Genomic DNA, 26,710 nt, shown 5'->3' with positions numbered 1-26,710 from the left:
ACCTCTACAGTCTTTTGTAGGGTGCGTCAGATTCGATGATTTGGTGATAATGAACAGATTTTCAATATCTGACGCACCGGCTAAAATGATGATGATTTTTTGTCTGAATCAGGATTTACAGGATTTAAGGATTAACAGGATAAAATCTTCCGAAATGGGGGAAAATACTATTGAAGCATCATCTAAATGCTACCCCATACCACCCCTAACTCATGGATGAACAGCGTCTCCAGGCATATCAACAGCTAATTCAACAACTGCTTAGTTGTCCCAATGGAGAAGAAGCGGCCATATTAGCAGCTAACACCGAATTACTCGATGGTGGCTTTTTAGAAATGGTGGTAGAGGTAGCAGGGATGTTTACTCAAGAAGGACAGAAAAATACTGCTGACTGGTTGCTGGCTTTAGCATCTCAACTGAGTGCAGCGTTAAATATACCCCTAGATGGGAATACCTCAGAACCAGAAACGCCGGTTAATGAGGCAGATATTGATACCTATTTACAATTTTTATTAGCAGTATTACAAGCAACCGCAGAAAGTCAAGGCAATCCCCAAGGAGTTTACCCCTTACTGGCAGGGAATACAGATAAACTGAATCTGAATTTTGCTCAATTATTGCGTGCCTGGGCAACAAAAACACTAGAGGAATCAGAACCAGATGCAGCAGAATCAATCGCCGTATATATATTTAATTTTAGTAATCTGATTCAGCAATTTCCTTTGGGTAACAAAGCCAATAATATGGAAATTGCCATAACTGGCTATGAAATAACTTCCACAGTTCTAACCCGTCACACATCTCCAGAAAATTGGGCAACTTTACAAAATAGTTTAGCTGTTGCCTACTGTAACAGAATCAGGGGAGATAAAGCGGAGAATCTGGAATCGGCGATCAAGGCTTACTCTGCATCTCTGGAAGTCCTTACCCGCACCGATTTTCCCCAAAACCATGCTGAAACTTTGCTCAATTTGGGGATGTTGTATCAAGATGAATTAAAAGAATTTACCCTGGCTGAGTCTATCCTTGCTGCTGCCATTGACACTGTGGAAAATTTACGTGGCGACATAGTTTCCGGGGAAGAAAGTAAACGCAAACAAGCAGAGGAATGGAATCAACTTTTTAGACGAATGGTGGAAGTTTGTTTAGCATTGGGTAAAGAACCGGAAGCTATTGAATATATTGAACGCAGTAAAACCCGCAATTTAGTAGAATTGATTTCTGAAAATATTACTTTTACACCAATTCAATATCCAGAAATTCAAAATCTGTTAGATGACAAAACCGCAATTATTCAATTTTACATATTTAATGATTGTTTTCGGGCTTTCATCATCACTCACCAAACCGATAAGCCAGTAATTTGGAAATCTAGCAAGGAAGATTTAAATAAACTTGTAGACTGTATTTATAATGAATATCTCACCCTTTATTATAGCAACCGTAATAAATGGCGAAATCAGTTAAATAGACATCTCCGAAAATAGTTAAAGTCGCTTTGTGACTAGCTTCTAAGCTGCATTTTCAAATATTGCAGATTAGCTAGTTAATACGATAAAATAGGTGTTTGAGATATTTATTGATAGTAATAAGGCAAAAAGATGTAGTTATGTGCATGAATTTTAAACTGATAGTACAGGGTTTATTTCTGCTGGTAATATGAGTGAACCAATTCGTAATCTAACTAATCCACAAATTGTTAAAATTACCTGTTCATACTTTTTAGGTTTTAACCTAAATCTTTCTCGAACAACTCGAAATATTTTTATAGAACGAATTCTGTGTTCAACAAATACTCGTTTAGATGCAAATTCCGTATTTTCTTTTTTTTGGTTTGTTGTTAACTTTCCATTTCTTGGTTTTTTAATTGGAGTGTCAATTAAGTCTTCTCCTTTATAACCTAAATCTCCCTTAAATTTTTGTTTTGGGTCAAAGTTATCGCGGTTTTCTCGAAATAAAGTTATATCACTTTTTGGTCCAGGTTCACCAGCTATAATATCAACAATATCGCTGGCATCTGGCAAGATAATTATTTGACTTTTAAATGTATGTTTACTTTCTTTACCAGAGTAATATTTTTCTTGATCTTCATTGTCTCCAGGTCTTTCCCTGACCTGTTCATAGCTATCTACAATTAACTCATACTCTGTGAGTATCTCTTTAACTACTTCATAGTCAGATTCTTTTTTTTTACTTGTTCTATTAAACTAGATGGCAATAACTCTCTCAGTAGTGGCAACCAATAATTAAATGTACTATTTGCTGTAGATTCACTTACACCAAACTGAATACCCAGAAGTTGAAATGTAGTTAGATGTCTGAGATAAACCAAAGTCAAAATTATTTGTTCTGGGAGCGATAATTTAGGTTTCCTACCACCTCCACCTGCAATGATTCTAGTTTTATTTGATTCTAGTAAATCTTGTTTTTCATTGTGTAATTGTTCGAGATTTTGAATTAATTTTTGTAGCTGCTCATAATCTAGACCAATTAATCTTTGTGTTTCTTTATGATTCTCTTCAATGTGATTCAGTATTAAACTCATATTTTCCTGTTAAAAACTAATTATTATATTCTTTTACCACAGAATGTTACTATTTTGGAGATGTCTAATTCTCAACTTACCAAACTTGCAGAAATCCTCCATATCAATCAAGTAATTGCCCAAGTACCAACCCATATCCAAAAAATCATTATTATTCCCCATCGTTATTTACATCTGTTACCTTTTCATGCCATTCCTTTGTCTCCAAACTCAGAATATTTGTTTGATAAATATCCCGATGGTGTTAGTTATGCACCCAGTTGTCAACTTTTGAAACTTGCCAAAAAACCTCTCTCTAACTCTCTCCTCCAAGGAGAAAGAACAAGATTAAGCAATCTATTTGCAATTCAAGATCCTAGTAATAATTTACCTTTTACGAACATCGAAGTTGAAACCATCGCAGCTAATTTCCATCCCCATCAAATCCTCAAACATCATCAAGCCAGCAAAACTAATTTACAAGAAACTGCCACATTTAATAACTTAATTAATTCCCAATGGTTACATTTTTCTTGTCACGGTAGCTTCAATTTAAACTCACCTTTAAACTCGGCTTTACAACTCGCTGACTCAGAAGTTAATCCTTCTCTTGTAAAAACATCCTCATCTCGCTATGTGAGAGTTGATGAATCAACAGCCATTGATTTATCAAAATGCTTAACTTTAGCAGAAATCTTGCAATTAAATCTTACCCAATGTTATCTTGTTTGTCTTTCTGCTTGCGAAACCGGCGTAATTGATTATAGAAATAACAGCGATGAATATATCGGTTTATCCAGTGGTTTCATCAAAGCCGGTGCAGTAAACATTGTCAGCAGTTTGTGGCCTGTGAGTGATTTTCACACTGCTATTTTAATGATTAAATTATATGAAAACATCGCCAACAATCCCCACAACATCACCCTAGCATTAAACACAGCCCAACAATGGTTACGCAAAGCCACCCAAGCACAAATCATTAATTGGTTGAATAATCAACCTGCAATGAAAGCAGAACAAAAACAGCAAATAATAGAATTATTATCCAATCAATATAAACCCGAACATCAACCATTTAATAAACCAGAATTTTGGGCTGGTTTCTGTGCAGTTTCCCCAGTCATGTAGGTTGGGTTGACGCAAGGAAACCCAACAATTTTCACCCTCGTTCCCTGACTCTGACAGGGAATGAATTACAGAGGCTCTGCCTCTACTGTATCATTCTACTTCAAAGATAGCGTCTGCCTTTACTATGTTATTTTACTTCAGGCAGAGCCTGAAAAACTGCATTCCCAGCCGGAGTCTGGGAACGAGGTAAGGAAACCCAACAATTTTTTACATTAATTACAAACAAACATCGCCAAATTAGCAGGGGAATCACCGGAAATTGTCGCGGACACTATCCGTAAATGGTATCTTGATCATGAAGATGTCAGAGATGCAGTTTTGTTAGAAGAAAGGGAAATTGAAAAAGTTGGGAAAACTAAACCAGAAAATCAAGAAAACACCGTAGAAAATCGCTACCGAGTTTTACAAGATGAATTGAAAAAACTCCAAGAGAAAAATACACCACCCCAGAAACCATAACTAACTATGAAAATATATGCACCTAATATTCATGTCTTTGCTTTTCAACTTTATAAAGGCGCAAATATTGATGGTAATCAGTTAGGTAATGATTTAAACTTGATCTGGGAAAGTGGAGACGCTATTGTTAAAGAGACTTTACACTATGATTTAAAACTCAGTCAACGCATTGATGTTAATAAAAAGCCGGAATTTACGAAGGTAGATATTCTCAATGATGCAGAAGTAGTTAATGATAATTATGCCGTAGATTTTGAAGGTAAAATTACCCCAAATCCCAATCAAGACATTTTAGTTAAAGGGTTTGCTTATCCTTTCCGAATTTCTGACAGTTATGGTTTATGGTTGAATTTACGCCGTCCTGAAAAAGAAAATAATCAAGATACTGAAGAGTTAGAAGTTGATTTTTTCCAACTTTTAAACCCTAATAATTGCTTAATTTTCCCTGAACATCCTTTATTTATCGGTCAAACTATCTTAATTACAGCTTGGCTAAATAATGCTAAGAATAAAAATAATAGCAAACAAATAGCCGCTGAATGTTTGCAGCAAATTTTCCCTGATCAAAATACGTCTCCACCTTTTTATCGTCAAGGTGAATTATTTGGTAGTCCGATATTTGAATATGGTTTACCAACTCAATCTAGTAAATATCAACAAGTTTTAATTTGGTTATTTACAGATGCACAAGCTGATCAATTATTCAATCAATGTTATCGAGAATTATTAGATTTATTTTTTTATCGCAATAAGATCATCAAAACTTATCAAGACAGTCGGGTTATCTATCAACAATTAGATGCAGCTTACCGACAAATAGAATCTGAAGTTGATAATATTCCTGAACCAGAAAATACTCAAGGAGTGACAAGCAAGTATTTAAAAGCATTACAAAAACAGTTAAAAGCATTTCCTAAATTAGCATTTCAATATAACCGCTTAGTCTTAAATTTAGAAGATGCTCAAAATACAATTGCGATTAATGCAGATAATTACAACAATAAATTAGAACAAATAAAATCTAGTTTAAACGGTGAGAATTTAGATTTTATAGAAAACTTCCTCAATAAAAGTTGCGTCACCTTTCAACGGCAAATTCAAGCTGATTTAGGCTATTTTCAACATGGTTCGCAGTTGTTAGATCAGGCTATCAACTCAATTCGTGGTATAGTGGAGATAGAACAAACTGAGAGCGATCGCTCTTTAGAAAAAACTATTCAAATCTTAGGAATCGGCTTCGGTGGTGGTGGGATAGTTTCTGGTGTAGTTACTTCAAACATTGAAAAAATTAACCGTCCGATTGCTTTTATCTCTCCTCATAATCCACCTCATCCTTTTTACGCATCTTTGATTTTAAGCATCATTGCTACCTGCTTGTTTATCATTTTCGGTTGGTTGATTACTAAACGTAAATAATATGAATTGTAGAGTTGCTGATTTGAATTATACTCACAATAACTTAATTAGTTGATTCTATAAGTAGGGGTTTAGCACTGCTAAACCCCTACACATCTGGGTTTTTAGTAATTTTACAAAAGTCTATTTCCCAGTAGTCAGTTTCATAGGGAGTCGATGTCATGGTTTAGTTAGGGTGTAAGTTTTAGGTACAAATTCTTTGGGGAATGACTATATAACCTGTGTTTAAGTCTCCTAAAACTAGGTTGCGTTTTTCTCCCCAATACCACCAATAAGCCGCTACATAGGCACAAATTAGGCTATCTAGTTGATCTTCTATGGCTTTGAGTTCTTTTCCTGTGGTGGGAATTTCTGAAGGAAACGAACCACAGAGGCGCAGAGGAGGAGAAAGTGAAGGGAGAATATTGAGGATGTAGTTATATAGTTTAATGAGTTCTGAACGGCGATCGCTAATTCGTCCTTTTTTGTATTTGAGGATGCGTTCTAAATTAAATAGGTTAACTATGGCTGGGTGGGGGAAAACTTCGATTTGATATCTGTTGGGTTTTTGTGGTTCGATGGTTGGTGCGTGTGCAAAACCACGTGTTTCTAATTCTAAGCCAAGGTTGATTGTCCGCTCGGCAAATGGTAAGTTTTGGTTGGCGGGATAACAGCCAGCGTGATATTTGCCAAAGTATTTATGACTAAGTTTATCTGGCAAACGACTCCCTGTGGAATTGGGGATCAGTGTTGGTGCATCTACAGCTATGATAGCAGCTTCATCTGCTTGTACTGTTTTATCTATCCAAGTGAGGATGTCTGCAATGGCATCTTGGTGATCTAAGTTTAGTAGTTGCAGTTGTCCGTCTATTAATTCTAAGCAGCATAGTCCACTGGGTTGGGATTTCCAGCCAAAATCAATGCCGACAAATTTCATGATTTTTCAGCTTAAATATGCATTTATTATCGCATTTGCCAGTAATGTCTAGAGGAAATAAATCTATCTTTCAGACGTTTCGTTTTAGACGCTGATTCTTGTATGGTGTCATAGGTCCCGGATATTGACTGTGTAATTAACAAAAATGATGCTTTTTTTGACAATCATTACCTCTACTAAATTAGACATCTGCGAAAAAGAATGTATCTCCAAAAATCCCTACCAATGGAACGTCTCTACAAGGGTTCTGGGTCATGCATATTTAAATTCGGTCAATGTCTATTAGAAATTAATTCAGAAAAACCAGCAAATATACTTGATATAAATCCCAATTTATGCGCTTACTGGTAAATGGATAAGTGGATAGTAGTGGATTTACGTAAGTTAACAATTGCCAACAGCAATTGTTACTGTAAACATTTTCCAGTGTATTCAGCGAAAACTTAAAATATCGAAAAACCATGAACACAACTTGGCAAGGAATAACCCAGTTGACGGCAGTTGGTTTGTCGAACAGGGTGCAGCAATTTTTAGCACAATCGTCAAGCTTGCAAACAGAAACATCAGAAGTAAGTAGAGGAGTTCCTGATGTTCAAGGAGTTGTTGAACAACTAATTCAGTTTACTCCCCGGTTACTGGGTTCGGCTATGATTTTGTTAGTTGGGTTGCTGATTGCAGCGATCGCATCCAAGTCCATAGAAAAAATCCTCAATCGCACAAACATAGATAACAGGATTGCGGCTGGAATTACTGGTAGTCAAGATGCTCCCCAGATTGAGAAACTCATCTCTGGGCTGATCTTTTGGAGTATATTTCTGTTGACAGTAGTGGCTGTTTTACAGAATCTGGGTTTAGAAGTAGCCTCTCGACCACTTAATAATTTTCTCAATCAACTGATTGGCTTTTTGCCCCAGGTGGTTGGTGCTTGCATAATTTTGGGTGTGGCTTGGTTCTTAGCAACCATCGTCAAGGTGTTTACTATTCGGACATTACGAACATTCCGATTTGATGAACGTCTGAGTCAAGAAACCCAAGATGGTACACCCAGCACAAATCAATTGTCTCTAAGTGAGACTATTGGCAATGCTTTGTATTGGTTCATCTTTTTATTGTTTCTGGGCTTACTTCTGGAGACTTTGGGACTTCAGGAGGCACTATTACCAGTACAAGCTTTAACTACACAGATTCTTTCAGTTCTTCCCAACATCTTAGCGGCAATTCTCATTGGTACAGTTGGCTGGTTTGTGGCCAATATAGTGCAGCGGATTGTCACAAATTTATTACGTACAACGGGAATTGATCATGTAGGCAGTCGGTTTGGACTGTCTCCATCTGCGGGGGTGCAATCTTTATCAAAGATCATCGGCACAATTGTCTATATTTTGATTTTGATTCCTGTAGCGATCGCATCACTCAATGCTTTAAAAATTGAGGCGATTTCTGCACCAGCAATTGTGATGCTGCAACAGGTTCTCAATACCTTACCCAGCATTTTCACAGCAGCAGGAATTTTAATTGTTGCCTATTTTCTCGGTAGATTTGTCTCAGAATTAGTCACATCTATCCTCACCAGCTTAGGCTTTAACAACATTTTCACTGTCCTGGGTTTGCCATCTCTCAACCAGCAAGCAGTTTATTCCGAAGAACCCACAACTTCCACCGCACCAACGCGCACTCCATCAGAAGTTGCCGGGATTATCGTCCTAGTTGGGATCATGCTGTTTGCAACTGTGGCTGCGGTGAATATTTTAAATATTCCAGCATTGACATCATTAGTGACAGGTATTGTCATTATCTTAGGCAGAATTTTAGCGGGATTGGTGGTATTTGCGATTGGGTTATTTTTGGCAAATTTGGCTTTTAGCATTATTAGCAGTTCTGGAAATGCCCAAGCCAGAGTTTTGGCACAAGTAGCGCGGATTTCTATCATTGCCTTAGTTTCAGCAATGGCACTACAACAGATAGGCGTTGCACCTGATATCGTGAATTTAGCCTTTGGATTGTTATTTGGTGCGATCGCTGTCGCTATTGCCTTAGCCTTTGGTTTAGGTGGCCGTGATGTTGCCCAAGAACAAATGAGAGAGTGGTTAGCTTCTTTCAAAGAAAAAGGGTACTAAGGAATAAGCAAAATACAGCATCCACGAAAGTGAAATGAGCGATCGCACAACTGATGGAGTCAGCAGTCAGTAAGAACCGAGATAACTCAACCGTTGAGACTGTTGAAAGAGTTAGCGCTTGTCACAAAATAACTTTGACATTCATTGAGTTAGAAAAGCTTTCTATTTAGGCTTGTTACATAAGTAATTAGGCGTGACTAAACAGAATTATGTAGAGGGTAAGAGGAAAAGAGAAAAACCTTTCTTCTTACCCTTTATCCTTCTCAATATAGTTATGTTTATTTCCACTGAAATTATAATCCTGTAAATTTTTTGTATTTTTTATTACTTTTTTTTAAAAAATAGAGCAGCCAATTTTTACACGACTTTATGTTCATAATTCACTGATATATGTCTAATTATAGATAACATTCCCATCGAAACTGTTTCTATCTATAGATGATATTTAAATATTTTAATCCTAGAATCAAGAAGTTGAGTAAAGTAAAAAATGAATTATAAAATAGATGTTTTGGGAATTTATAGGTTGATCTTCGCTTCCTCAATTCGGCTTTCAGAAACATCCTTTCAAAAAAGTGCTGAACTCTCATCACCTTATATCTGAATAAAAAAGGAAAATTATGTTGAATCTCATCTGGACTGGTGTTGTTGTGCTTGTCCTTCTCTGGTTGTTAGGATTCTCAATTCACATTGGCGGCAGCTTAATTCACCTGCTTTTAGTTTTAGCGCTGATTGGCATTGTCTACAACTTATTTATAGGGCGACGTATTGTCTAATAATTGTTTTAAATAAGAGGATGTTTGAAAAGTGTTTGCTGATGTATTAAAAACTTTAGCTCCTCCTTTTTAAAGAGGACTTTGACTCTATTTCCCTCTTTGTTAAAGGGTTAGCGGGAATGATCAAATGTCTAAAATCACCATCCGAAACTTTTCAAACACCCTCTAAGTTTACTCATAATTTCTGTGCTTGTAAAAACATCAATAAAGAGAGCGATTTCATGGAAAATACATTGGTAAATCAAGTATTTCGGGACAGTGAAGGCAAAATTGTTCTAGCTCAAATGCCAAATCTCCCACTCATTGTCTGGATTGTCGCTAGTTTATTAAAAATCATTTTTACAACAGGAAAAATTAATACAGGATTGGATTTATTAGCTTTTGGCTCGTTATTTACTTGGGCTTGGGAAGAATTATTTCAAGGTGTTAATTACTTTCGTAGAACATTAGGTCTCCTTGTACTTGTTGGTCTGATGGTGTTGAAAATTCAATAATATACCAAACGCAATAGAAGAGGTAATCGCCAAATAATAACTGTATGAGATGAGGCAGGAAAGACTGAGAAATAATACTAAAATAGGAGTCAGGAGTCAGGAGAATATTTTTCTCTTCTGTTGCCTGTTTCTTGCTATATTAAATATTCTGTGTCCTGAATCATTACAAACAGGCAGTAATTTTTCTACCTCAATTATGCTTGAAATGGCTGAACTTTAAACTTTTATAACCTACATCCCATCAGACAACTGTCACACCCCAAAGAAATGGATATGTTTAGTACATAAGAACTAATAATTAAGAGAATTATCCAAAATAGGAATTATTATGATTAAGTTAGATATATAGCAATCCGATTTGATTTCTGAATCACTCGTAGAGGCAAGGGAATGGGGACTGGAGACTGGGAAGAAGGAATAAAGGTGTACTGAGTTTTGTTCAAAAATCAAATATGAGTCCTATACAGTTAATAAACACGACTAAGTACAAAATCTCAGTTGTTAGGCTATTTTGATGGAAAATGTAGTTCAAAATCATTGAAAGCTTTGTCCTCAATGACCATAAAAAGACTAAAAAACGTGTTGACTCAACAGAAAAATGAGAGAATTTAAACAGAGACTGTTGTAGAGTTTCTGTTGCCATGTTTAGTGTTTAGTGCTAAAGACCTTCTAGTGAAGTATATTTTTAAAGCTACTTTTCTTGATGGTAAGGATTTAGACGTACCTCAGTTGCTTGGGAAACGCTATATACGCTGATAACCCACAGTTTTCTACAATAATCAAAAAGACTTTTATAAAAGGTGTAAGTAAAAAAATGTCTAAAACCGTTGCTGATGTGATGAGCCATAATCCCATTCTCGTCCGTCCTGAAACTCTTTTAAAAGAAGCTATCCAAATCTTGGCAGAAAAGCGAATTAGTGGTTTGCCTGTAATTGATGATGCGGGTAAATTGGTAGGAATTATTTCAGAAACAGATTTGATGTGGCAAGAAACTGGTGTAACACCCCCAGCTTACATTATGTTTTTGGATAGTGTGATTTATTTACAAAATCCTGCTACTTATGACCGAGATTTGCATAAGGCTTTGGGACAAACAGTAGGTGAGGTAATGAGTAAAAATCCTCTGACTATTACTCCTGATAAATCTCTCAAAGAAGCTGCAAAAATTATCCAAGAACATAAAGTTCATCGTCTACCTGTGCTTGACAATGCAGGCCAAGTTATTGGTATTCTCACTCGCGGGGACATTATTCGCACTATGGCCGCAGAGTAGGGACTGGGGAAGTTAATAAACCAATTACCAATTTGATAATTTAGGATGATTAAATGAGTATTTCTACTGAGTCTGTGAAAGAATTGCTGAATTCTGAGAATTTAGGCGATCGCTTGCGTGCTGTAAATCAAATCCGCGAACTAGAACCGAAAGTTGGTTTGGAACTACTGCAAATTGCTATTGGTGATGGTAATTCCCGTGTCCGGTACTCTGCTGTAAGTCAGATGGATACACTGGGAGAACAGGATTTAGAGTTATCTTTGCATCTCTTGCGGGATTTACTTAATGATCCTGAAGCGGATGTCCAAGCAGCAGCAGCAGATTGTTTAGGTGCGCTGAAACTACACGCGGCTTTTGAAGATTTGCAGCAGCTTTACCATACAACCCCAGAATGGCTGGTGCAGTTTAGCATCATTGCTACATTAGGAGAGTTGGGTGATCCGCGCGGCTTGGAACTACTCAAACAAGCACTTTCTTCAGATAATGGCTTAATTCAAACTGCTGCTATTAGTTCCCTTGGTGAATTGGGAGATGTAGAAGCGGTTCCCCTCTTAGTTTCCTATGCCACTAATCCAGATTGGCAAGTGCGTTACAGAGTAGTGCAAGCTTTAGGCAATTTAGGTGGTGCGGAAGCTAAATCAATTTTAGAAACTCTGGTGAATGATGAAGTGGAAGCGATCGCTAATGAAGCGAAAAAAGCTTTGCAATTAGCTTAATTGATGACTGGGATCATCCCCTAGACTTGTCTTTATGGCACCTACTGCGGTACGGTGTTTACTGAAAATGCCAAGTAAAAACAATACTCACCAGTACAATTCGCTGGTTCATATTAGTTTTCAGGAAAGTCACTAAATACATTGTATTCTATAGGGATACGGCCTAGCTGTATCTCTTTTTTATCTTACATTCAAACAATAAATGCTAAATTTACCCGGTTTCGTTTATCTAAATAGAGATACAGATTTTATCTTTAATTCCTTACAGGACAAGGATTTGAGACTCTGGAAAATGTGTAATTTTTTAGTATCAGCATACTGTCAGTATAAATTTAATATAAGCAAACGTGTCCTTTTTTTTAAAGATTGTGTAAAGTACACCTGAGTTATATTTACTTAAGTAGATATCTCGGTGATACTGTAATAGTAATCAAACGAGGCAAAAATAACGGCCTCAAAATATGACACCTAAAACAGCAATTAAACAAATGACATCATTCAAATCCTTAGTAACAACAGTTGCATTATCAACCTTGGGCTTAAGCTTATTCGGTGGCGTATCTAAGGCTCAAGCAGCTTTTATGGTTCCGCCTATTGAGGGTGAAATCAAATTAGTAGGTACTGGCTGCGTTACTGATGCCACTTGCATTGATACAAATGCTTACGGTTACACAGTAGAAAGTTTAAATATTGGCGTAACTGGTTACGGAAAGAGTCTGTTATTCAGCGATGACAGCACAACTGCCAATAACCAAAATTTAGGCGCTTTCGCTATTAACTTTTTAGGAATAGATGCTGGAACTAACTCACCAGAAGGTACTTGGTTCCGTCCTGTGGCTGTCAAAGTGAATGGCGATGGTAGTGTTGCTTCTATACCTGAAAATGGTCAATTAGAAGTTGGTAAATATAAATTTGACTTCTTAGGTGAAACACTTTCCAAGATAGTACTAACTTTCTTTGACGTAGAAGACATAGGTACTAAAATTAGTCAAATTAACGGTGCAGGAGCTAACATGACTATTGCTCCAGGACTTGATGGTAATTTCCAAACAGTCACATTAACAAATGTCAGTTCATTCAATGTTAACCTCGGTAAAATTGGTGGTAAAATGAAGCCCGGAGACGGTGTTCGTTTGCAAGTAGAAGTACCTGAACCTACAACGATTCTAGGCTTAGGTGCTTTAGGTATGGCTGGTGCATTTGGTTTACGCAAAGGCAAGAAAGCTTCACCAGTAGCTTAATATTATTTGAGCGCCGAAAATAAAATGATCATAAATTACATTGAGTAGAATTTAGAAACAGTAACTTATTGATTGAATCTGCTGTATCTGAAATCTACTCAATTTTTGTTATGTATCACTGTTGAGTTAGTAATTAAAATCTCTTCCTAATATTGATAGGTGATATTCCTAATCTACGACTTTAATTAATCCTCTTTTTAAAGCATCAAATACTTTATTAATTTCCTTCATGTTTTGCTCACTTAAACCTTCTGTAGCAAGAAGACTAGACATCATTATGTGTTGATCTTGACGTGTAATTCTGCGATTACTAAATATGCGTTCCAAAATTTCTTCTAAATTACTTGGATGAGAATTTACAGTGGCTTGCATATTATTTTCCATTTATTTATATAATTTTTATACTAGTACAGTTCCGCGTAAATAAACCACCTATTTGAAAAGTCTAAAACCTTTACTGAATGGTAATTACGTCGATGTAGATTATTAAGTATCCCGTAAGGGATATGTAGGCTCTATTAAGAATTCCGCATACCCTTCTGTAGAGAAGCGATACTAGCTAATTTCACCTAACTTGACAATAACAAAATTATATCAGGTTTTCAATGGTAGCTTTACGGAAACTAGAAAAACCAGACTAATTACTGCTGTGTAGCTTTGGATTAATAATATTTTCGGTAAAATAACTTAGTGTTGAAAAATTAACAAATTTAGAATTATGGCATTAGCGCAAATTGGAATTATTGGTGGCAGTGGTTTATACAAAATGGAGGCTCTTAAAGATGTGGAGGAATTAGAGGTACAGACACCATTTGGCTCACCATCTGATGCTGTAATTCTAGGGACACTAGCGGGTACTAAAGTTGCTTTTTTAGCTCGGCATGGTCGTAATCATACGCTATTACCTAGTGAATTACCATTTCGGGCAAATATTTATGCGATGAAGCAATTAGGTGTGGAATACTTAATTTCTGCCAGTGCAGTTGGTTCTTTGAAAGCAGAGGCAAAACCACTAGATATGGTGGTTCCAGATCAATTTATTGACAGAACAAAAAATAGAATTTCAACTTTTTTTGGTGAGGGCATTGTGGCGCATATTGCCTTTGGTGAGCCGATTTGTAAAAACTTGGCTGGGGTTTTGGCTGATGCGATTGCCTCTTTGAATTTACCTGATGTCAAGTTGCACCGTAGTGGTACTTATATCTGTATGGAAGGCCCTGCATTTTCTACTAAGGCCGAATCAAATCTTTATCGTAGTTGGGACGCTACAGTCATTGGGATGACTAATTTACCAGAAGCAAAGTTAGCGAGAGAAGCGGAGATTGCTTATGCGACTTTAGCACTGGTGACAGATTATGATTGTTGGCATCCAGATCATGATAGCGTCACAGTAGAGATGGTAATTGGTAATTTACAACGGAATGCTATCAATGCTCAAAAGGTGATTCAAGAAACGGTAAAGCGGTTAAGTGAAAATCCCCCATCTAGTGATGCTCATTCGGCTTTGAAATATGCGATTTTGACAAATTTAGCCAATGCACCAGCTGCGACTAAGGAGAAGTTGGGGTTGTTGTTGGATAAGTATTTATAAAGCAATTGGGAATTATGGCTATACAGCTAAGGGACTTCCAAATAAAAAAATATTCAATTAATTAATTCTTGTGGGGTAGGCATCTTGCTTACCCTTAAACCCGGACAGGCCAGAAGCTCATCCCACAAGATTGGATAATTTATTTCCTGGAAATCCCTAAAACCCACTTATGTGGGTTTTTAATATCAAACAAGAATTCCAGCGTATCAAACTACCTGAAAACTAAAATTAAGACTTGCCCAATTATTGACATCCAAAATATAAGTATCAGTCGTAGTACCATTAATATCAGTTTTGACTTTACTGGCGTTATGTAAGTCTTGTAGCAAAGCTTGTGCAACTTCTAGGGGGTTAACTAATGGGCTGATTGATTGTTCTGCGGTGCGATATTTAGCGGTTGATAAGGCTTTGAAAGTTTGTGTAAAGGGAGAAGTGCTAATAATTAGTTGATGTTCACAAAAGAAAGCTCGCATGGGCAGTATCCAGCCAGTAGTAAGATCATTTTGTGGTAGTTTTAGGGTTTCTCCTGGGGGAATGACTATTTCTTGCAGTTGGGGTTTTGTGTCAGAACCATCTGTTTCTGATTTAATTTGCCAAGGATAAAAAGCGATCGCTTCCAATGCGTCATAGCCGAAGGCACTCTTAGCATTATTTAACCCCAATAAGATTAAATATATCGGGCGATCGCTCAAATTCTGCACTTTGTACTGCATCCGACTACCAATGGGAACAGTGGGAATTGTTGTTCCTGAACCTATGAGTGCTTTATTATTCCCAGATTCCTGAACCAGATTGCGCCGGGTTTGTTGTTGTATAACTATCCGGGGCGCTATGTTGTTAACAATCTCTAAAGTTCCTTTCACTGGTAAGCGTGAAGAACCTTCATTTTCTGTCAATCGCCATAGTTTTGCTGCTAAAAGGGTAGAAAATTTTGGTGTTAATCTCTGCACTGCGACTTTTACAGCTTCCCCAATTTCCCCAGCAGTGTTGAGAATTGGCTCACCACCAAGAGAAAAAAGCCCATAACGACTAGGAATCTGTTGTAGTTTACCAAAGACATAATCAGCGCTTTGTTCTGCTGATGCGATGTTGACCATACGGGTAATTGAGGCAAAAGCACTGGTAGCATCTACTCGCTCAATTCTTTCTAACCCAGAATCTAAGACAACTGTTAAATTAATATTTCGGGGTAATACGCGTACCTTTTCTTGTACTAGTTGCCCAATTTGGGGCGGTTTGCTGGTTTTTGGGTTAGACATTTCTGCTTTTGCAATTAACCCAGTCCGTGACGGCGCAACTACCGCTTTGAGGGATGATCGCAATATTAGCTGTTCTCCAGTCGGTAGAGTGAATCTAGAACCAACACCGTAGTATTCTAGAACTTGAGGAACTAATCCTCCTAACCATAGATCAACTGTTTTACCTTCTTCATCAACAGCTTTGACTACTCCTTCAGCGCCAATATTATTGAGGGGAAAATTATCAACAATGGCACTACTTTGAGTATTTTTTAGCCCACTCATTAACTCTGGTTGCTGTTCACTTCCCAGTCTATACATAGAACTGCTGAGATGAGAGAAGATAATTTGAATTGTTGTTGCTGGTGTAGCTTCCCATAGATATTGGGTTAAAGCATAGGTAAATAAACCTGCACTCCAACCAGAAAATAGTAATTCTCCTGCTTGTTGGTTTGGGTCTGAGGTTGCTTTCAACACCATTGCTTTATTAACGGCTGAGTTTTGCGTTTGCAGTTGTTTGAGAAACTCCAGTTCTGGAAGCGCTAACTGCGTTGCTGGCAATTCTGGACGGGCGCGAATTTGCAAAACTGATGGTTGTAATGTAGTTGGAGTATAGTAACTCGTATCTAAGACTGCGGTTACTCGGTCGGTGGGGAGCGATCGCAATAAAAGTAACAGAGTTTCTTCTAATAAATAGTTGACAAACCTCCGCTCTTGTGGTTTTTTTTCATCAAATGGAATCAGAGCATTCTGCACAGTCTCTGGAAACGTCCCCAATTTGACGCGACTACCATAACCACTAAAGTGGAAAACAACCACATCACCAGCCTGGGCTTGCTTACCCAAATGATCGACAAAAGCCGCCTCAATGAATTCCCGGCTGGCTTGTTCCTCAGTTAAAGTCAGAATATCCGCAGCAGCAAAGCCACAGCGGTGAATCAACACTTCCTTTTGCAATTCCACATCAGTCAGACAACCACTAAGAGCAGGACTTTGTGGATACTGATTAATGCCTATTAATAAAGCCAACTTCCGGGGATTAGGTGCTGCCAAAGCTTGGTAATAGCGATTACCCAAAGTCAACCACTCAGCTTCAGTCAGCCCCAATACCGCCAATATTGAGCCAATCCGTTCTAAAAACGCACGCCGTTTCATAATTAGCAATCAGCCCTCCGCCCATTAGTTAACAGCTTAAAGGGCTGAAGTCTATAGAGTAAAGTTTTTGATTATACTTTTTTGTTAGTTTCCCACAAATTCTAAACCAATACCGTGGGAATACTCATTGCCCGCGCCAATTCTGCTGCCACTTCTGGACGAGAGAATTCTGGTGGGGGTAACTCACCACGACGAAGCATTTCCCGGACTTTTGTCCCCGACAAGTGAACTCGTTCCTCTGGTTTGCTAGGACTGGTTTTAGTTGTCGCCATTTGTTTGGTGCGTTTGCAGTAGAAGGCGTGTTCAAACATCATTGGCACAATGCCCAATTCTCCAGGTGCAAACTCATTAAATATATATTGAGCGTCATAAGTACCGTAGTAGTCACCCACACCAGCATGATCTCGCCCGACTATAAAATGTGTACAGCCGTAATTCTTACGAACTAAAGCATGGAAAATTGCTTCCCTTGGCCCAGCATAACGCATTGCCGCTGGATTAATAGCTAATATTACTCTATCTGTAGGGTAATAGTGTTCCATCAAGATTTCATAACAACGCATTCGCACATCTGCGGCGATATCGTCTTCTTTGGTTGCTCCTACCAATGGGTGTAAAAATAAACCATCCACAGTTTCTAAGGCGCACTTTTGAATATATTCATGGGCGCGGTGGATAGGGTTACGAGTTTGGAAACCGACGATAGTTTTCCAACCTTTATCTCTAAACATTTGCCGGGAAGCAGCAGGATCAATTTGGTAGCTAGGAAAATGGGGATGGGAATCTCGTTGTAATAACCAGATATCACCAGCCAAATTTACAGAACCTTGGTTATAGACTACCTGCACACCAGGATGTTTAGCATCATCAGTGCGATAGACATTGATAGCTTCGCGTTTTTTGTCGTAGGTATATTTTTCGCTCAGTTCCAAAACCCCAATAAACTCGCCATTAGGGTTATTCAGACGCACTACACCACCTACTTGCAAAGGCGCAGCAACTTCTTCTGTAACAGATAGTGTAATTGGGATTGACCAGACAACACCGTTAGCAAGGCGCATTTCTGCTACTGTGCGATCGTAGTCTGCTTGGTTCATAAAACCTGTCAGCGGACTAAAACCACCGATCGCAATCATTTCTAAATCAGAAACAGCGCGATCGTCAAGTGTCACTTGTGGCAAAAAGTCAGCCTTGGAAAGGAATGTTTCCTTTTGTGCCGGTGTAGCAACCCGGTTAACCAACTCTCCACCGTGGGGGGCAATGGCATCTAGATGGTAACTCAACGTAATTTTTCCCTATAATTGTTGCGAACTATGTATTAATTTATCAAATTGTTGGTACACATAGTACAAATTCTGAAAACTTTTTGTCAATTGCCGGTCGGGAAGGGTGAGATTGGGAATTGATAACCTTATGTCAGTAAATGGCATAAATTGCCATATAATATGATGAAGGGACAATTAGGAAATTAGTGCCAGTGAAAAGTATAAATATATCTCTCCCTGACGCAATGCGGACTTATATAGAAGAGAAAGTCGCAGATGGCGGTTACAGCACTATCAGTGAGTATTTTCGTGAGTTAGTGCGTCAAGACCAAAAACGTCAAGCAGATGAACGTTTGGAAAAGATGCTTTTAGAAGGTCTAAATTCTGGGAATGCAACTGAGATGACTTCTGATGATTGGGAAGATATCCGTCAAGCTGTGCGAGAAAAAATCGCCAAGCAGAAAGGGGCAAAACAAGGTTAATGAGCAGTTATTTTTAATCTTATTCAGTTACTGGGCTTTAAAAGCTTTTAATTTATAATCTAAAACCATCTTATAAACATCTACAAAATATTTTTTTAATGGTCTATCCAGCTTTTGGTGTTCATTGATAATTGTTTGCAAGTCACCATCACTTAAATAAGTGATAAATAACAGCCAACCTAGTAAATGAGGTGTAGTTTGTACCATTTTGGCAGTTAAGAAATTAGCAGCTAACTTTCTAGCCTTTTGGTCATCTGTAAGAAAAGCTTTACCTGTTTTCTTTGCATAAGCTATTGATGCTAGTTCCCCTTTATCTATATTCATTCTTCTTTGGAGAATTTCTACATCTTGAAGGTCTTCAATAGTTAAGTGCTGATATTGAAATTTACCATTTTTATACTCTTCGCGAAAACGATTTTGTAAATCTATCTCTTCCTGTTTAGGATTTTTACGAGTTTTGTGCAAGCATTCATAATATACGAAATAGGTACAAATAAAATTGCACCCTGCATTTTGAGCAGTTGCATAAAGAAGTTTAGAAGCAAGAATATTCCAAATAGCACAAGTATCTATAACATTATTTTTATGAAATTTTGATGGATCAATCGCCATATTTTATCATTCTCCCGTATGTACTTGCTATTTCATTTAATTCATATTTGCTAGATAGAAGCATTTCCGCAACTCTTCCACTTGAAATAATACCTTGTTCATAAACATCAAAGCAAAGCCCAACGTAGAAGTTAGATAATCCTCTTTTTAGTAATTCTTCACGACGCTGACGAGAGCCAACTGGTAAAGTTTCTGGTAGTTCTGGATCTATTTTTAAATATTTTGGTACTCTTACAGACTTTATTTCTAATTCTACAGCCTCAGATATAAAATTAGCATTCTTTAGAGCATTAGCTAAAGCAGTTGTACTGACTTTAAGTTTGTTTGCCCACTCGACAGCTTTTTCAGAATTCCAAATCCTCAAATCCGGTATTTGTTGTAAAAATTCTGGTGGCATCAAATAATTTGATGCAAATGTGTTAGCTCTCTTTTCAATTAATTCTTTTGTATTAGTCTTTAAAGAAACAACGATTGATTGATCAGTATCTAAAATTGCGTGTGCAGATTCATGGGCAGCTGTAAATCTCTGTCTATAAATATCTTCATTATAATTAACTAGTACGCAGTTACCTGCGGTGGGATGTTTAATGAATAAACCAGAAATTTTAGAGTTACCTAGCTGACGACGAAATATATGAAATCCTAAAGATCGAAAATCTTCATAAATATCCATAGGTACTGCATTAAAGGCATAACCTCTATGCCTTCTAAGTTGCTTGGCACATTCTTGTCCATGTCCTATATAATAAGTTCCTTCTGTAATAAAATTAAAAGGTTGATAATTATATCTCGGAAGGCAAGTTAATAAATATTGTTCACATTCACATAAAAACAAAAATTCTTGTACTGCCCATCGATCGTCTTTTGAGAATTCATCTCCATATCTTCGGAACAAAATTTCAGTTTGTTCAAATGGAGCAACTTTCTCTTCAGAAATAAAAAACTGGTAGTCGCACAGATAATAGTCTGCAAATATCAAAACTTCGTCACCTGTTGGCATCTTGCTTCCATTTTCTAAAGCAATTAAAATTTCTTCGGAAATTCCTGTAGCTGATTCAACTTCTACAAGTGACTTTTCAAATTGTTCTCGATATTTTCTGATTTTTGAACCAAATAGAACAGAGTCAAAAGGCATACAAAAACAGCCTGATAAACTTAATTTTTAGCTACTAAGTTAATTTTTTTATCTAGTTGGTCAATAATAGCACAATTTTTTGTGCTAAAATATATTTGGTAATTATAAGTAAATTTTATATTTTCTGATGCGTTACGGCTAATTATTACTTTCTTAAACTCCCTAATCTTTGCATAGCCGTAACACACCCTACTTCATATTTACTATAAAAACTTGTTTTGCAGTTAATTGTAAGTTGGGGAAAATTGCAGAAACAAGTTTATCATTATTTTGAAACAGTCGCTTTTGATATTCATCCCCGACTAAAGTACAAATTGTAATAGTAGGTTGCTTGGGTTTACCAATATATTCTCTGCCACCAATACCCAAATAATCTACAATCCAATATTCATGTACACCTAATAGGGCGTAATCTTCAACTTTACGGGCATAGTCGTTTTGCCAATTTGTACTTACAACTTCTGCAATTAGTTTAATTGATTTTCCTGATGTAATTACAGGTTCTTGTTGCCATAATGGTTCATTGATTAGTTGTGTTTGGTCTAACACAATCACGTCGGGACGAAAGGCTGTGTCTGTTCCTAATAGTTTGATTAAGCAGCGGTGAGGAATAAAATATGGTAAGTCCTGACGATCAATTTCTACATTCAGTTTTCGCCCAATTAAAGATGATACTTGCTCATGGAGTCCTGTCGGTTCTATTTCGATTAATTCCCCATCAATGAGTTCATAATTATCATGATCACCGTACTGATTAATAAATTCATTGACTGTGATCAGTTTTAGGGCTGATTGTACCATTATCATTTGTCCCCATGATTAGGTAGATATTAATAACGTAAGTTGCTAGTTAGAGAAAATGTCAGAATCAGGATGTCCAGGATTTAAGGATTAACAGGATAATAACAGCATTTTGATTAGCAATTACCTATTACCAGCCTTAACTAAATAACTAGCAACTTGAAGTTAATAATTAACTAAACTGTTCGATAATTCCCCCACCTAATACCTTATCCCCTTCATACCAAACCGCAGCTTGTCCAGGGGTAATGCTGAATTGAGGTTCATCAAATACCAAACGCACGCGGGAATCTTCTAAAGGAATTACTGTCACGGGTACAGGTGCGGAACGATAACGAATTTGCACTTCTGCACGAATGGGGGTTGCTGGTTCAGCAATGGAAACCCAATTTACTCGGTTTACTGTACATTCTGCCTCAGTTCCTTTAGAGCGATCGCCTACAACAACACGATTATTTACAGCATCTAGTTCGATTACATACAACGCTTCTGGTGCAGCAATTCCCAAACCCTTACGCTGTCCGATTGTGTAATGATGCACTCCATCATGCTGTCCCAAAATCTTACCAGTAGTATCGACAATATCACCTGGTTTAGGAGCTAGATATTTATCCAAAAATGCCCGCATGGAACCGTTGCTTTCCACTAAGCATAAATCTTGACTTTCTGGTTTATCGGCGGTTTTTAAGTTAAATTCAGCCGCCATACGTCGGGTGTCAGTTTTGTTCAATTCACCCAAAGGAAATATAGAACAACTTAGTAAATCTTGAGACAAATCATAGAGGAAGTAAGATTGGTCTTTGTTGCGGTCAACTGCGCGTAACAATTGGTAACGCCCGGTGGTTTCATCGTAGCGAATTTTGGCATAATGACCGGTAGCGATCGCATTGCATTCCAATTGTTCACGGGCATATTTTACCATTGGCCCAAATTTCACCGTCTTGTTACATTGGGAACAAGGCAACGGCGTAATCCCCACACTGTAACCAGTGACGAGGAAATCAACAATTTCTGTTTGAAAGACATCCCGAATATCGACAACTTCATGGGGAACGCCCAATTGTTCACAAATTTGAGCCGCGTCGATCATTCCTTCAGAGCAACATTGCCCTTTGCCTTTCATGAGCCAAAGAGTCAAACCGATTACATCATAGCCCTGATTGTGTAAAATAGCAGCAGCGACAGAACTATCAACGCCACCTGAAAGACCAACGACGACTTTTTTCATAATCCTAAAATCTTTTTAGGTTCAGTAGCTGCTAAGTTTGCAGCCTAATGGTAAATTACATTTTTTCAAAAGTTGGCTCCTGGTACTGGTAGAGGTTTTTCTGACCAGGACAACACTGGAGTAGTAAGACTGTTCAATTGTAGCACACATCCCTGAAAAGCCTTGATAGGAAAGCACTTCGGTTTTGATGATATTTAAATTTCCAGAATCGGCAATTGCTTGATTAAAATGGCTGGTAGAAATTTTTATTTTGCGATCGCTAGTTAAAAAATATGCCTACTTTAAAAACAAGTCAATTTACTCCCGTACCCATACTTTCCTTATTGGTGGGTGGATGCTTGGTGCTGACTTACCAATATAGACCAGCACAAGCCGAAATACCCAACAATGGTTTTTTAATAGCACAGACAGAATCACCTTTTGCTGAAATTCTCCTCAGTCAGCAGTCATTACCGCAGTTACAACAAATGGAACCTGTGGAGTTTTATCAAAAAAACTCAAATTCTCAGCCTTCTTCAACCGCACAAATTAGTCAATATGGTGAAAATTTTGAGCGGTATTTTGTCTACGTTGATGGTGACAACTCCCAAACATTGCAACGAGTTCGTCAGATTGAGAACAGCGCTTATATTCGACAGTATAATGGGCGTAATATTATCCAAGCAGGTGTTTTTAGCAAACCCTTGAATGCTCAACAGCGAGTTAGAGAACTAGAATTAAACGGTATAAATGGCGCTCGTATTGTTAACTTCTCAAACACGGAGGCAGTTTCCTACTATTCTGGTAGTAAAACATCCTATTCTACATCAACCAATGTTAATAACGCTAGTTCCAGTGTTCAACAGAAACAGTCTAATTTTTACTATGCGATCGTTCCCAGCAGCTATAATAATCTGCGCTACCTTAAAGACCAAATTCAACAGAGAATTGGTAGAAATATCAGTGTTTTCATGAGAACTCAGCCACGAGGAGCGCATATAGCTGTGGGGCCTTTTGCAGAACGTTCAGAAGCAGAACAATGGAATAATTATCTGCGAAATTTAGGTTACGGTAATACCAGAGTTTACTATGGAAAGTGATTGGAAACTGGGGACTAGGAACTGGGAAAAAACTCTTACCAATTACCAATGACTAAAGAACAAGTTATCGTTACTGCTGCCCAAATGCGCGATATTGAAGGGCGGATATTTGCCGCTGGTATGCCTGTTGCAGCTTTAATGGAAAAAGTAGCAGGATTGATTAGCGATCGCTTACAGGCTATTATTCCCCAAGGAAAATGTGTAGGAATTTTAGTCGGGCCTGGTCATAATGGTGGTGATGCTTTAGTTATAGCTCGTGAATTACATTTTCGTAGTTATCAAGTTTGGATTTATCAACCTTTTGCTAAACTCAAAGAATTAACTTCTCAACATCTTCAATATGCTCAAAGTTTGGGAATTCCTTGTTATCAAGAATTTGATAAATTACCAAATTGTGATTTTTTAGTTGATGGGTTATTTGGATTTGGTTTAGAAAGAGAAATTACCGAACCCATCGCTTCCGCAATTAATCATTTTAATGAATGGAATCAGCCAATTTTTAGTATTGATTTACCTTCAGGTTTACATACAGATACAGGTGAGGTTTTAGGAACTGCAATTCGGGCAAATCACACCTTTTGCTTGGGTTTGTGGAAACAGGGTTTATTGCAAGACCAAGCATTAGCATATATTGGCAAAGCTGAATTAATAGATTTTGATATTCCCCTAACAGATATCCATGCTGTTTTGGGAGAAGTAATTAAAGTCAAACGCATCACTGTAAAAACGGCACTTGCAACTTTACCTTTACCCCGTCCCCCAATTACACACAAATATAAAGTAGGACATTTATTATTAATTTGTGGCTCAAGACGATACGCAGGTGGAGCAATTTTAACAGGTTTGGGTGCGCGTGCTTCTGGTGTGGGGATGTTATCTATTGCTGTACCTGAATCTATTAAACCTTTGTTGGTTTCCCATTTACCCGAAGCTTTAATTATCGGTTGTCCAGAAACGGCAACGGGTGCGATCGCTCAGTTACAATTACCAGAAAATACCGATTTGAGTTCATTTAGTATAATTGCTTGTGGCCCTGGCTTAACTAAAGATGCCGTGCCGATAGTACAGCAAGTAATTGCTAGTGAAGTTCCTTTAATACTCGATGCTGATGCTTTAAATATCTTGGCACAATTAGGAACCATCCCCACTTTACAACAACGTCAAGCCGCAACCGTACTCACACCCCATACAGGTGAATTTCAGCGCTTATTTCCCGAAATTCCCTACACCAACAGAGTGGATGCAGTGCAGACAGCAGCCAAGCAAACAGGGGCTGTAATACTATTAAAAGGGGCAAGAACAGCCATATCTAATCCCCAAGGTGTCGTTTGGATAAATTCTGAAAGTACGCCAGCTTTAGCCCGTGGTGGTAGCGGTGATGTGTTAACTGGGTTAATGGGTGGACTATTGGCACAAGTCGCAAATAAACAAACTAATATTGAAGATGTTGTGGCAACTGCGGCTTGGTGGCATTCTCAAGCGGGAATTTTAGCAGCATCAGAAAGGACAGAATTAGGTGTTGATGCTTTTACTTTGACGCAGTATTTAATGAAAGTTCTGCTGGTTTGGAATCAGCGATAATTTTAGAGATCCGAACCTACGCACCCAGAGGAATAACAGTGGTTGCGATGCGATCGCTCTGCAAGGAATTCCAGAAGAACATATACTGCAAGATCAGCCGATAATTATAGTGTCAATCCGCTTGATTAAAAATGCGAACCATTGGGGAAATTAACGAAAAAATCAACCGGAAATGCGCCGTAGTGTGGACGGTTGAAGAATTAAAAACACGAGTAACAGAAATCGGTGTCACCAAAGCTGCTAAAGAAGTTGATGTGATTACCACCGGCACCTTTGAACCAATGGAGTCAAGCGGTGCAATTATTAACCTTGGACACACTGACCCACCAATCAAAATTCGGCGTTGCTGGTTAGATGGAGTACCAGCATATTCTGGTTTTGGCGCAGTAGATTTATACTTGGGTGCTAGTTGCGCTGCGGAAACCATTGACGGCGAAGAACTTCGAGAACGCGGTGGTGGTCATGTGATCGAAGATTTAATAGCAGGTAAACCCGTACAAGTCAGAGCATTAGGACAAGTTACTGATTGTTATCCGAGAGCAACATTTGAAACCAGTGTTACCCGTGACACCATCAATCAATTTTATCTATTTAATCCGCGTAATCTCTATCAAAATTTTATCGTGGGAGTGAATGGAGGCGATCGCCCACTTCACACTTATTTGGGTCCCCTCCAACCACGTTTAGGGAATGCAGTTTACTCAAATCCTGGTGCAATTTCCCCCCTACTCAATGATCCCGACTTACAACTGGTGGGGATTGGGACAAGAATATTCTTAGGTGGTGGTATTGGTTATGTAGCTTGGGAAGGTACGCAGCACTTCCCCTTACAAAAACGGTTAGCCAATCGCACACCCATTGGCCCATCAGCAACTTTAGCCTTAATTGGTGATGCCAAACAAATGGATACGCGTTGGGTGCGGGGCTGTTACTTCAAAAGTTACGGGTCTTCTTTAATGTTGGGAGTAGGTGTACCACTTCCGGTTTTGAACGAAACAGTAATTGCACACTGCGCTGTACTAGATCAAGACTTAGTAGCACCAATAGTAGATTTTTCCATCCCCCGTCGCGTCCGTCCCACCTTTGGTTTAGTGAGTTACGCTCAACTCAAATCTGGAAAAATCACCATTGAAGGTAAAGCGGTGCGAGTTGCACCACTAGCCAGTATGTTTCTCTCACGACAAGTAGCTCTAGAGTTAAAACAGTGGATAGAAGCCGGCACATTTACCCTTACAGAGCCAGTTTCCCCCATACCAATGGATCGAGCTTTTTTACCCCAAGACCGCTGGACAGACTTTTAGAGACTTCCAACTAAAAAAATATCCCGTCGTTGTGACTGCAAGGGAGCAGGGAGCAGGGGGAAGAAAAGTCGCTTTGATAGGAGTGAACTTGGATCATCCATCTTTTTTGTGGAGTTCTTTTAACAACAAGTGCTGAGTGGTAATTACACTACTCAGCACTCATCACTCAATCTTAATGACTC

General features: G+C 38.1%; 25 protein-coding genes. 15 read left to right on the top strand and 10 right to left on the bottom strand.

Translation table 11 applies throughout. From position 1 onward, the window contains the following. Positions 1 to 212: 212 nt before the first annotated feature. Entirely contained in the window at positions 213 to 1,487 is a 1,275-nt protein-coding gene (locus VB713_RS01830; protein WP_323309877.1) for a tetratricopeptide repeat protein, read from the top strand. 135 nt (positions 1,488 to 1,622) lie between these two features. On the opposite strand, the gene VB713_RS01825 is transcribed toward VB713_RS01830, so the two are convergent. Both VB713_RS01825 and VB713_RS01820 read right to left on the bottom strand, forming a co-directional pair. After that, on the bottom strand, positions 1,623 to 2,135 hold the full coding sequence (locus VB713_RS01825) for a transposase family protein (RefSeq protein ID WP_323309899.1): 513 nt from the start codon (positions 2,133 to 2,135) through the stop codon (positions 1,623 to 1,625). 29 nt (positions 2,136 to 2,164) lie between these two features. Beyond that, a complete protein-coding gene (locus tag VB713_RS01820; RefSeq protein WP_323309876.1) occupies positions 2,165 to 2,545 on the bottom strand; it encodes a transposase family protein in 381 nt (126 codons plus the stop codon). A gap of 60 nt (positions 2,546 to 2,605) precedes the next feature. Between VB713_RS01820 and VB713_RS01815 the strand changes: the two genes are divergently transcribed. From VB713_RS01815 to VB713_RS01805, 3 genes are all read left to right on the top strand, one after another. Then, on the top strand, positions 2,606 to 3,652 hold the full coding sequence (locus VB713_RS01815; RefSeq protein ID WP_323309875.1) for a CHAT domain-containing protein: 1,047 nt from the start codon (positions 2,606 to 2,608) through the stop codon (positions 3,650 to 3,652). 318 nt (positions 3,653 to 3,970) lie between these two features. Beyond that, a complete protein-coding gene (locus VB713_RS01810; RefSeq protein WP_323309874.1) occupies positions 3,971 to 4,111 on the top strand; it encodes a hypothetical protein in 141 nt (46 codons plus the stop codon). Between the two features lie 6 nt (positions 4,112 to 4,117). Next, entirely contained in the window at positions 4,118 to 5,527 is a 1,410-nt protein-coding gene (locus VB713_RS01805; protein WP_323309873.1) for a hypothetical protein, read from the top strand. A 184-nt stretch (positions 5,528 to 5,711) separates the two neighbouring features. On the opposite strand, the gene VB713_RS01800 is transcribed toward VB713_RS01805, so the two are convergent. Next, positions 5,712 to 6,443: a DUF429 domain-containing protein gene (locus VB713_RS01800; protein ID WP_323309872.1), complete on the bottom strand. Its 732-nt coding sequence runs from the start codon at positions 6,441 to 6,443 to the stop codon at positions 5,712 to 5,714. A gap of 461 nt (positions 6,444 to 6,904) precedes the next feature. Between VB713_RS01800 and VB713_RS01795 the strand changes: the two genes are divergently transcribed. From VB713_RS01795 to VB713_RS01770, 6 genes are all read left to right on the top strand, one after another. After that, the gene (locus VB713_RS01795) at positions 6,905 to 8,560 is read left to right on the top strand and encodes a mechanosensitive ion channel (RefSeq protein ID WP_323309871.1); all 1,656 of its coding nucleotides are present in this window, start codon (positions 6,905 to 6,907) and stop codon (positions 8,558 to 8,560) included. A gap of 620 nt (positions 8,561 to 9,180) precedes the next feature. Then, positions 9,181 to 9,336 carry a lmo0937 family membrane protein gene (locus tag VB713_RS01790; protein ID WP_323309870.1) on the top strand — a complete coding sequence of 52 codons (156 nt, stop codon included), beginning with the start codon at positions 9,181 to 9,183 and terminating at the stop codon, positions 9,334 to 9,336. 221 nt (positions 9,337 to 9,557) lie between these two features. Beyond that, positions 9,558 to 9,830 carry a hypothetical protein gene (locus VB713_RS01785; RefSeq protein WP_323309898.1) on the top strand — a complete coding sequence of 91 codons (273 nt, stop codon included), beginning with the start codon at positions 9,558 to 9,560 and terminating at the stop codon, positions 9,828 to 9,830. An 814-nt stretch (positions 9,831 to 10,644) separates the two neighbouring features. Continuing rightward, complete coding sequence (locus tag VB713_RS01780; protein WP_323309869.1) at positions 10,645 to 11,103, top strand: CBS domain-containing protein; 459 nt, start codon at positions 10,645 to 10,647, stop codon at positions 11,101 to 11,103. Between the two features lie 53 nt (positions 11,104 to 11,156). Next, positions 11,157 to 11,819: a phycobilisome degradation protein NblB gene (gene nblB, locus VB713_RS01775; protein WP_323309868.1), complete on the top strand. Its 663-nt coding sequence runs from the start codon at positions 11,157 to 11,159 to the stop codon at positions 11,817 to 11,819. Positions 11,820 to 12,280: 461 nt separating this feature from the next. Continuing rightward, the gene (locus VB713_RS01770; RefSeq protein WP_323309867.1) at positions 12,281 to 13,060 is read left to right on the top strand and encodes an LEVG family PEP-CTERM protein; all 780 of its coding nucleotides are present in this window, start codon (positions 12,281 to 12,283) and stop codon (positions 13,058 to 13,060) included. Positions 13,061 to 13,228: 168 nt separating this feature from the next. On the opposite strand, the gene VB713_RS01765 is transcribed toward VB713_RS01770, so the two are convergent. Further along, the gene (locus tag VB713_RS01765; protein WP_323309866.1) at positions 13,229 to 13,432 is read right to left on the bottom strand and encodes a hypothetical protein; all 204 of its coding nucleotides are present in this window, start codon (positions 13,430 to 13,432) and stop codon (positions 13,229 to 13,231) included. Between the two features lie 346 nt (positions 13,433 to 13,778). On the opposite strand from VB713_RS01765, the gene VB713_RS01760 reads away from it, so the two are divergent. Next, the gene (locus VB713_RS01760) at positions 13,779 to 14,651 is read left to right on the top strand and encodes an S-methyl-5'-thioadenosine phosphorylase (protein WP_323309865.1); all 873 of its coding nucleotides are present in this window, start codon (positions 13,779 to 13,781) and stop codon (positions 14,649 to 14,651) included. A 206-nt stretch (positions 14,652 to 14,857) separates the two neighbouring features. On the opposite strand, the gene VB713_RS01755 is transcribed toward VB713_RS01760, so the two are convergent. Both VB713_RS01755 and sat read right to left on the bottom strand, forming a co-directional pair. Next, a complete protein-coding gene (locus VB713_RS01755) occupies positions 14,858 to 17,044 on the bottom strand; it encodes a caspase family protein (RefSeq protein ID WP_323309864.1) in 2,187 nt (728 codons plus the stop codon). Positions 17,045 to 17,145: 101 nt separating this feature from the next. Continuing rightward, positions 17,146 to 18,327, bottom strand: coding sequence for a sulfate adenylyltransferase (gene sat / locus VB713_RS01750; RefSeq protein WP_323309863.1), 1,182 nt, complete (start codon positions 18,325 to 18,327; stop codon positions 17,146 to 17,148). 194 nt (positions 18,328 to 18,521) lie between these two features. Here sat and VB713_RS01745 point away from each other — a divergent pair, with 194 nt between their 5' ends. Further along, entirely contained in the window at positions 18,522 to 18,791 is a 270-nt protein-coding gene (locus VB713_RS01745) for a type II toxin-antitoxin system ParD family antitoxin (protein WP_323309862.1), read from the top strand. Between the two features lie 27 nt (positions 18,792 to 18,818). Here the strand turns inward: VB713_RS01745 and VB713_RS01740 are convergent, their stop codons facing one another. The 4 genes from VB713_RS01740 to mnmA all read right to left on the bottom strand — a co-directional run bounded on the left by VB713_RS01740 (position 18,819) and on the right by mnmA (position 22,567). Next, entirely contained in the window at positions 18,819 to 19,403 is a 585-nt protein-coding gene (locus tag VB713_RS01740) for a hypothetical protein (RefSeq protein WP_323309861.1), read from the bottom strand. Continuing rightward, the gene (locus VB713_RS01735; RefSeq protein ID WP_323309860.1) at positions 19,393 to 20,538 is read right to left on the bottom strand and encodes an ImmA/IrrE family metallo-endopeptidase; all 1,146 of its coding nucleotides are present in this window, start codon (positions 20,536 to 20,538) and stop codon (positions 19,393 to 19,395) included. Before VB713_RS01735 ends, VB713_RS01740 begins: the two co-directional genes overlap by 11 nt. A gap of 189 nt (positions 20,539 to 20,727) precedes the next feature. Then, on the bottom strand, positions 20,728 to 21,339 hold the full coding sequence (locus VB713_RS01730) for a Uma2 family endonuclease (RefSeq protein WP_323309859.1): 612 nt from the start codon (positions 21,337 to 21,339) through the stop codon (positions 20,728 to 20,730). Between the two features lie 172 nt (positions 21,340 to 21,511). Then, on the bottom strand, positions 21,512 to 22,567 hold the full coding sequence (mnmA, locus tag VB713_RS01725) for a tRNA 2-thiouridine(34) synthase MnmA (protein ID WP_323309858.1): 1,056 nt from the start codon (positions 22,565 to 22,567) through the stop codon (positions 21,512 to 21,514). Positions 22,568 to 22,839: 272 nt separating this feature from the next. Here mnmA and VB713_RS01720 point away from each other — a divergent pair, with 272 nt between their 5' ends. From VB713_RS01720 to VB713_RS01710, 3 genes are all read left to right on the top strand, one after another. Next, a complete protein-coding gene (locus VB713_RS01720; RefSeq protein ID WP_323309857.1) occupies positions 22,840 to 23,646 on the top strand; it encodes a hypothetical protein in 807 nt (268 codons plus the stop codon). A 48-nt stretch (positions 23,647 to 23,694) separates the two neighbouring features. Further along, the gene (locus VB713_RS01715) at positions 23,695 to 25,227 is read left to right on the top strand and encodes an NAD(P)H-hydrate dehydratase (protein ID WP_323309856.1); all 1,533 of its coding nucleotides are present in this window, start codon (positions 23,695 to 23,697) and stop codon (positions 25,225 to 25,227) included. A gap of 131 nt (positions 25,228 to 25,358) precedes the next feature. Next, positions 25,359 to 26,528: a homocysteine biosynthesis protein gene (locus VB713_RS01710; protein WP_323309855.1), complete on the top strand. Its 1,170-nt coding sequence runs from the start codon at positions 25,359 to 25,361 to the stop codon at positions 26,526 to 26,528. Positions 26,529 to 26,710 lie beyond the last annotated feature (182 nt).

The sequence above is a fragment of the Anabaena cylindrica UHCC 0172 genome (assembly GCF_034931625.1).
GTDB lineage: Bacteria > Cyanobacteriota > Cyanobacteriia > Cyanobacteriales > Nostocaceae > Anabaena > Anabaena cylindrica_A.
This window is presented reverse-complemented; position numbering and strand designations above follow the sequence as displayed.

Bases quoted from the DNA above. Each gene is read 5' to 3' on its own strand.
- VB713_RS01830 (WP_323309877.1), top strand. From the start codon at position 213: ATGGATGAACAGCGTCTCCAGGCATATCAACAGCTAATTCAACAACTG.
- VB713_RS01820 (WP_323309876.1), bottom strand. From the start codon at position 2,545: ATGAGTTTAATACTGAATCACATTGAAGAGAATCATAAAGAAACACAA.
- VB713_RS01815 (WP_323309875.1), top strand. From the start codon at position 2,606: ATGTCTAATTCTCAACTTACCAAACTTGCAGAAATCCTCCATATCAAT.
- VB713_RS01805 (WP_323309873.1), top strand. From the start codon at position 4,118: ATGAAAATATATGCACCTAATATTCATGTCTTTGCTTTTCAACTTTAT.
- VB713_RS01800 (WP_323309872.1), bottom strand. From the start codon at position 6,443: ATGAAATTTGTCGGCATTGATTTTGGCTGGAAATCCCAACCCAGTGGA.
- VB713_RS01795 (WP_323309871.1), top strand. From the start codon at position 6,905: ATGAACACAACTTGGCAAGGAATAACCCAGTTGACGGCAGTTGGTTTG.
- VB713_RS01790 (WP_323309870.1), top strand. From the start codon at position 9,181: ATGTTGAATCTCATCTGGACTGGTGTTGTTGTGCTTGTCCTTCTCTGG.
- VB713_RS01785 (WP_323309898.1), top strand. From the start codon at position 9,558: ATGGAAAATACATTGGTAAATCAAGTATTTCGGGACAGTGAAGGCAAA.
- VB713_RS01780 (WP_323309869.1), top strand. From the start codon at position 10,645: ATGTCTAAAACCGTTGCTGATGTGATGAGCCATAATCCCATTCTCGTC.
- nblB (WP_323309868.1), top strand. From the start codon at position 11,157: ATGAGTATTTCTACTGAGTCTGTGAAAGAATTGCTGAATTCTGAGAAT.
- VB713_RS01770 (WP_323309867.1), top strand. From the start codon at position 12,281: ATGACACCTAAAACAGCAATTAAACAAATGACATCATTCAAATCCTTA.
- VB713_RS01765 (WP_323309866.1), bottom strand. From the start codon at position 13,432: ATGCAAGCCACTGTAAATTCTCATCCAAGTAATTTAGAAGAAATTTTG.
- VB713_RS01760 (WP_323309865.1), top strand. From the start codon at position 13,779: ATGGCATTAGCGCAAATTGGAATTATTGGTGGCAGTGGTTTATACAAA.
- VB713_RS01755 (WP_323309864.1), bottom strand. From the start codon at position 17,044: ATGAAACGGCGTGCGTTTTTAGAACGGATTGGCTCAATATTGGCGGTA.
- VB713_RS01740 (WP_323309861.1), bottom strand. From the start codon at position 19,403: ATGGCGATTGATCCATCAAAATTTCATAAAAATAATGTTATAGATACT.
- VB713_RS01735 (WP_323309860.1), bottom strand. From the start codon at position 20,538: ATGCCTTTTGACTCTGTTCTATTTGGTTCAAAAATCAGAAAATATCGA.
- VB713_RS01730 (WP_323309859.1), bottom strand. From the start codon at position 21,339: ATGGTACAATCAGCCCTAAAACTGATCACAGTCAATGAATTTATTAAT.
- mnmA (WP_323309858.1), bottom strand. From the start codon at position 22,567: ATGAAAAAAGTCGTCGTTGGTCTTTCAGGTGGCGTTGATAGTTCTGTC.
- VB713_RS01720 (WP_323309857.1), top strand. From the start codon at position 22,840: ATGCCTACTTTAAAAACAAGTCAATTTACTCCCGTACCCATACTTTCC.
- VB713_RS01715 (WP_323309856.1), top strand. From the start codon at position 23,695: ATGACTAAAGAACAAGTTATCGTTACTGCTGCCCAAATGCGCGATATT.
- VB713_RS01710 (WP_323309855.1), top strand. From the start codon at position 25,359: ATGCGAACCATTGGGGAAATTAACGAAAAAATCAACCGGAAATGCGCC.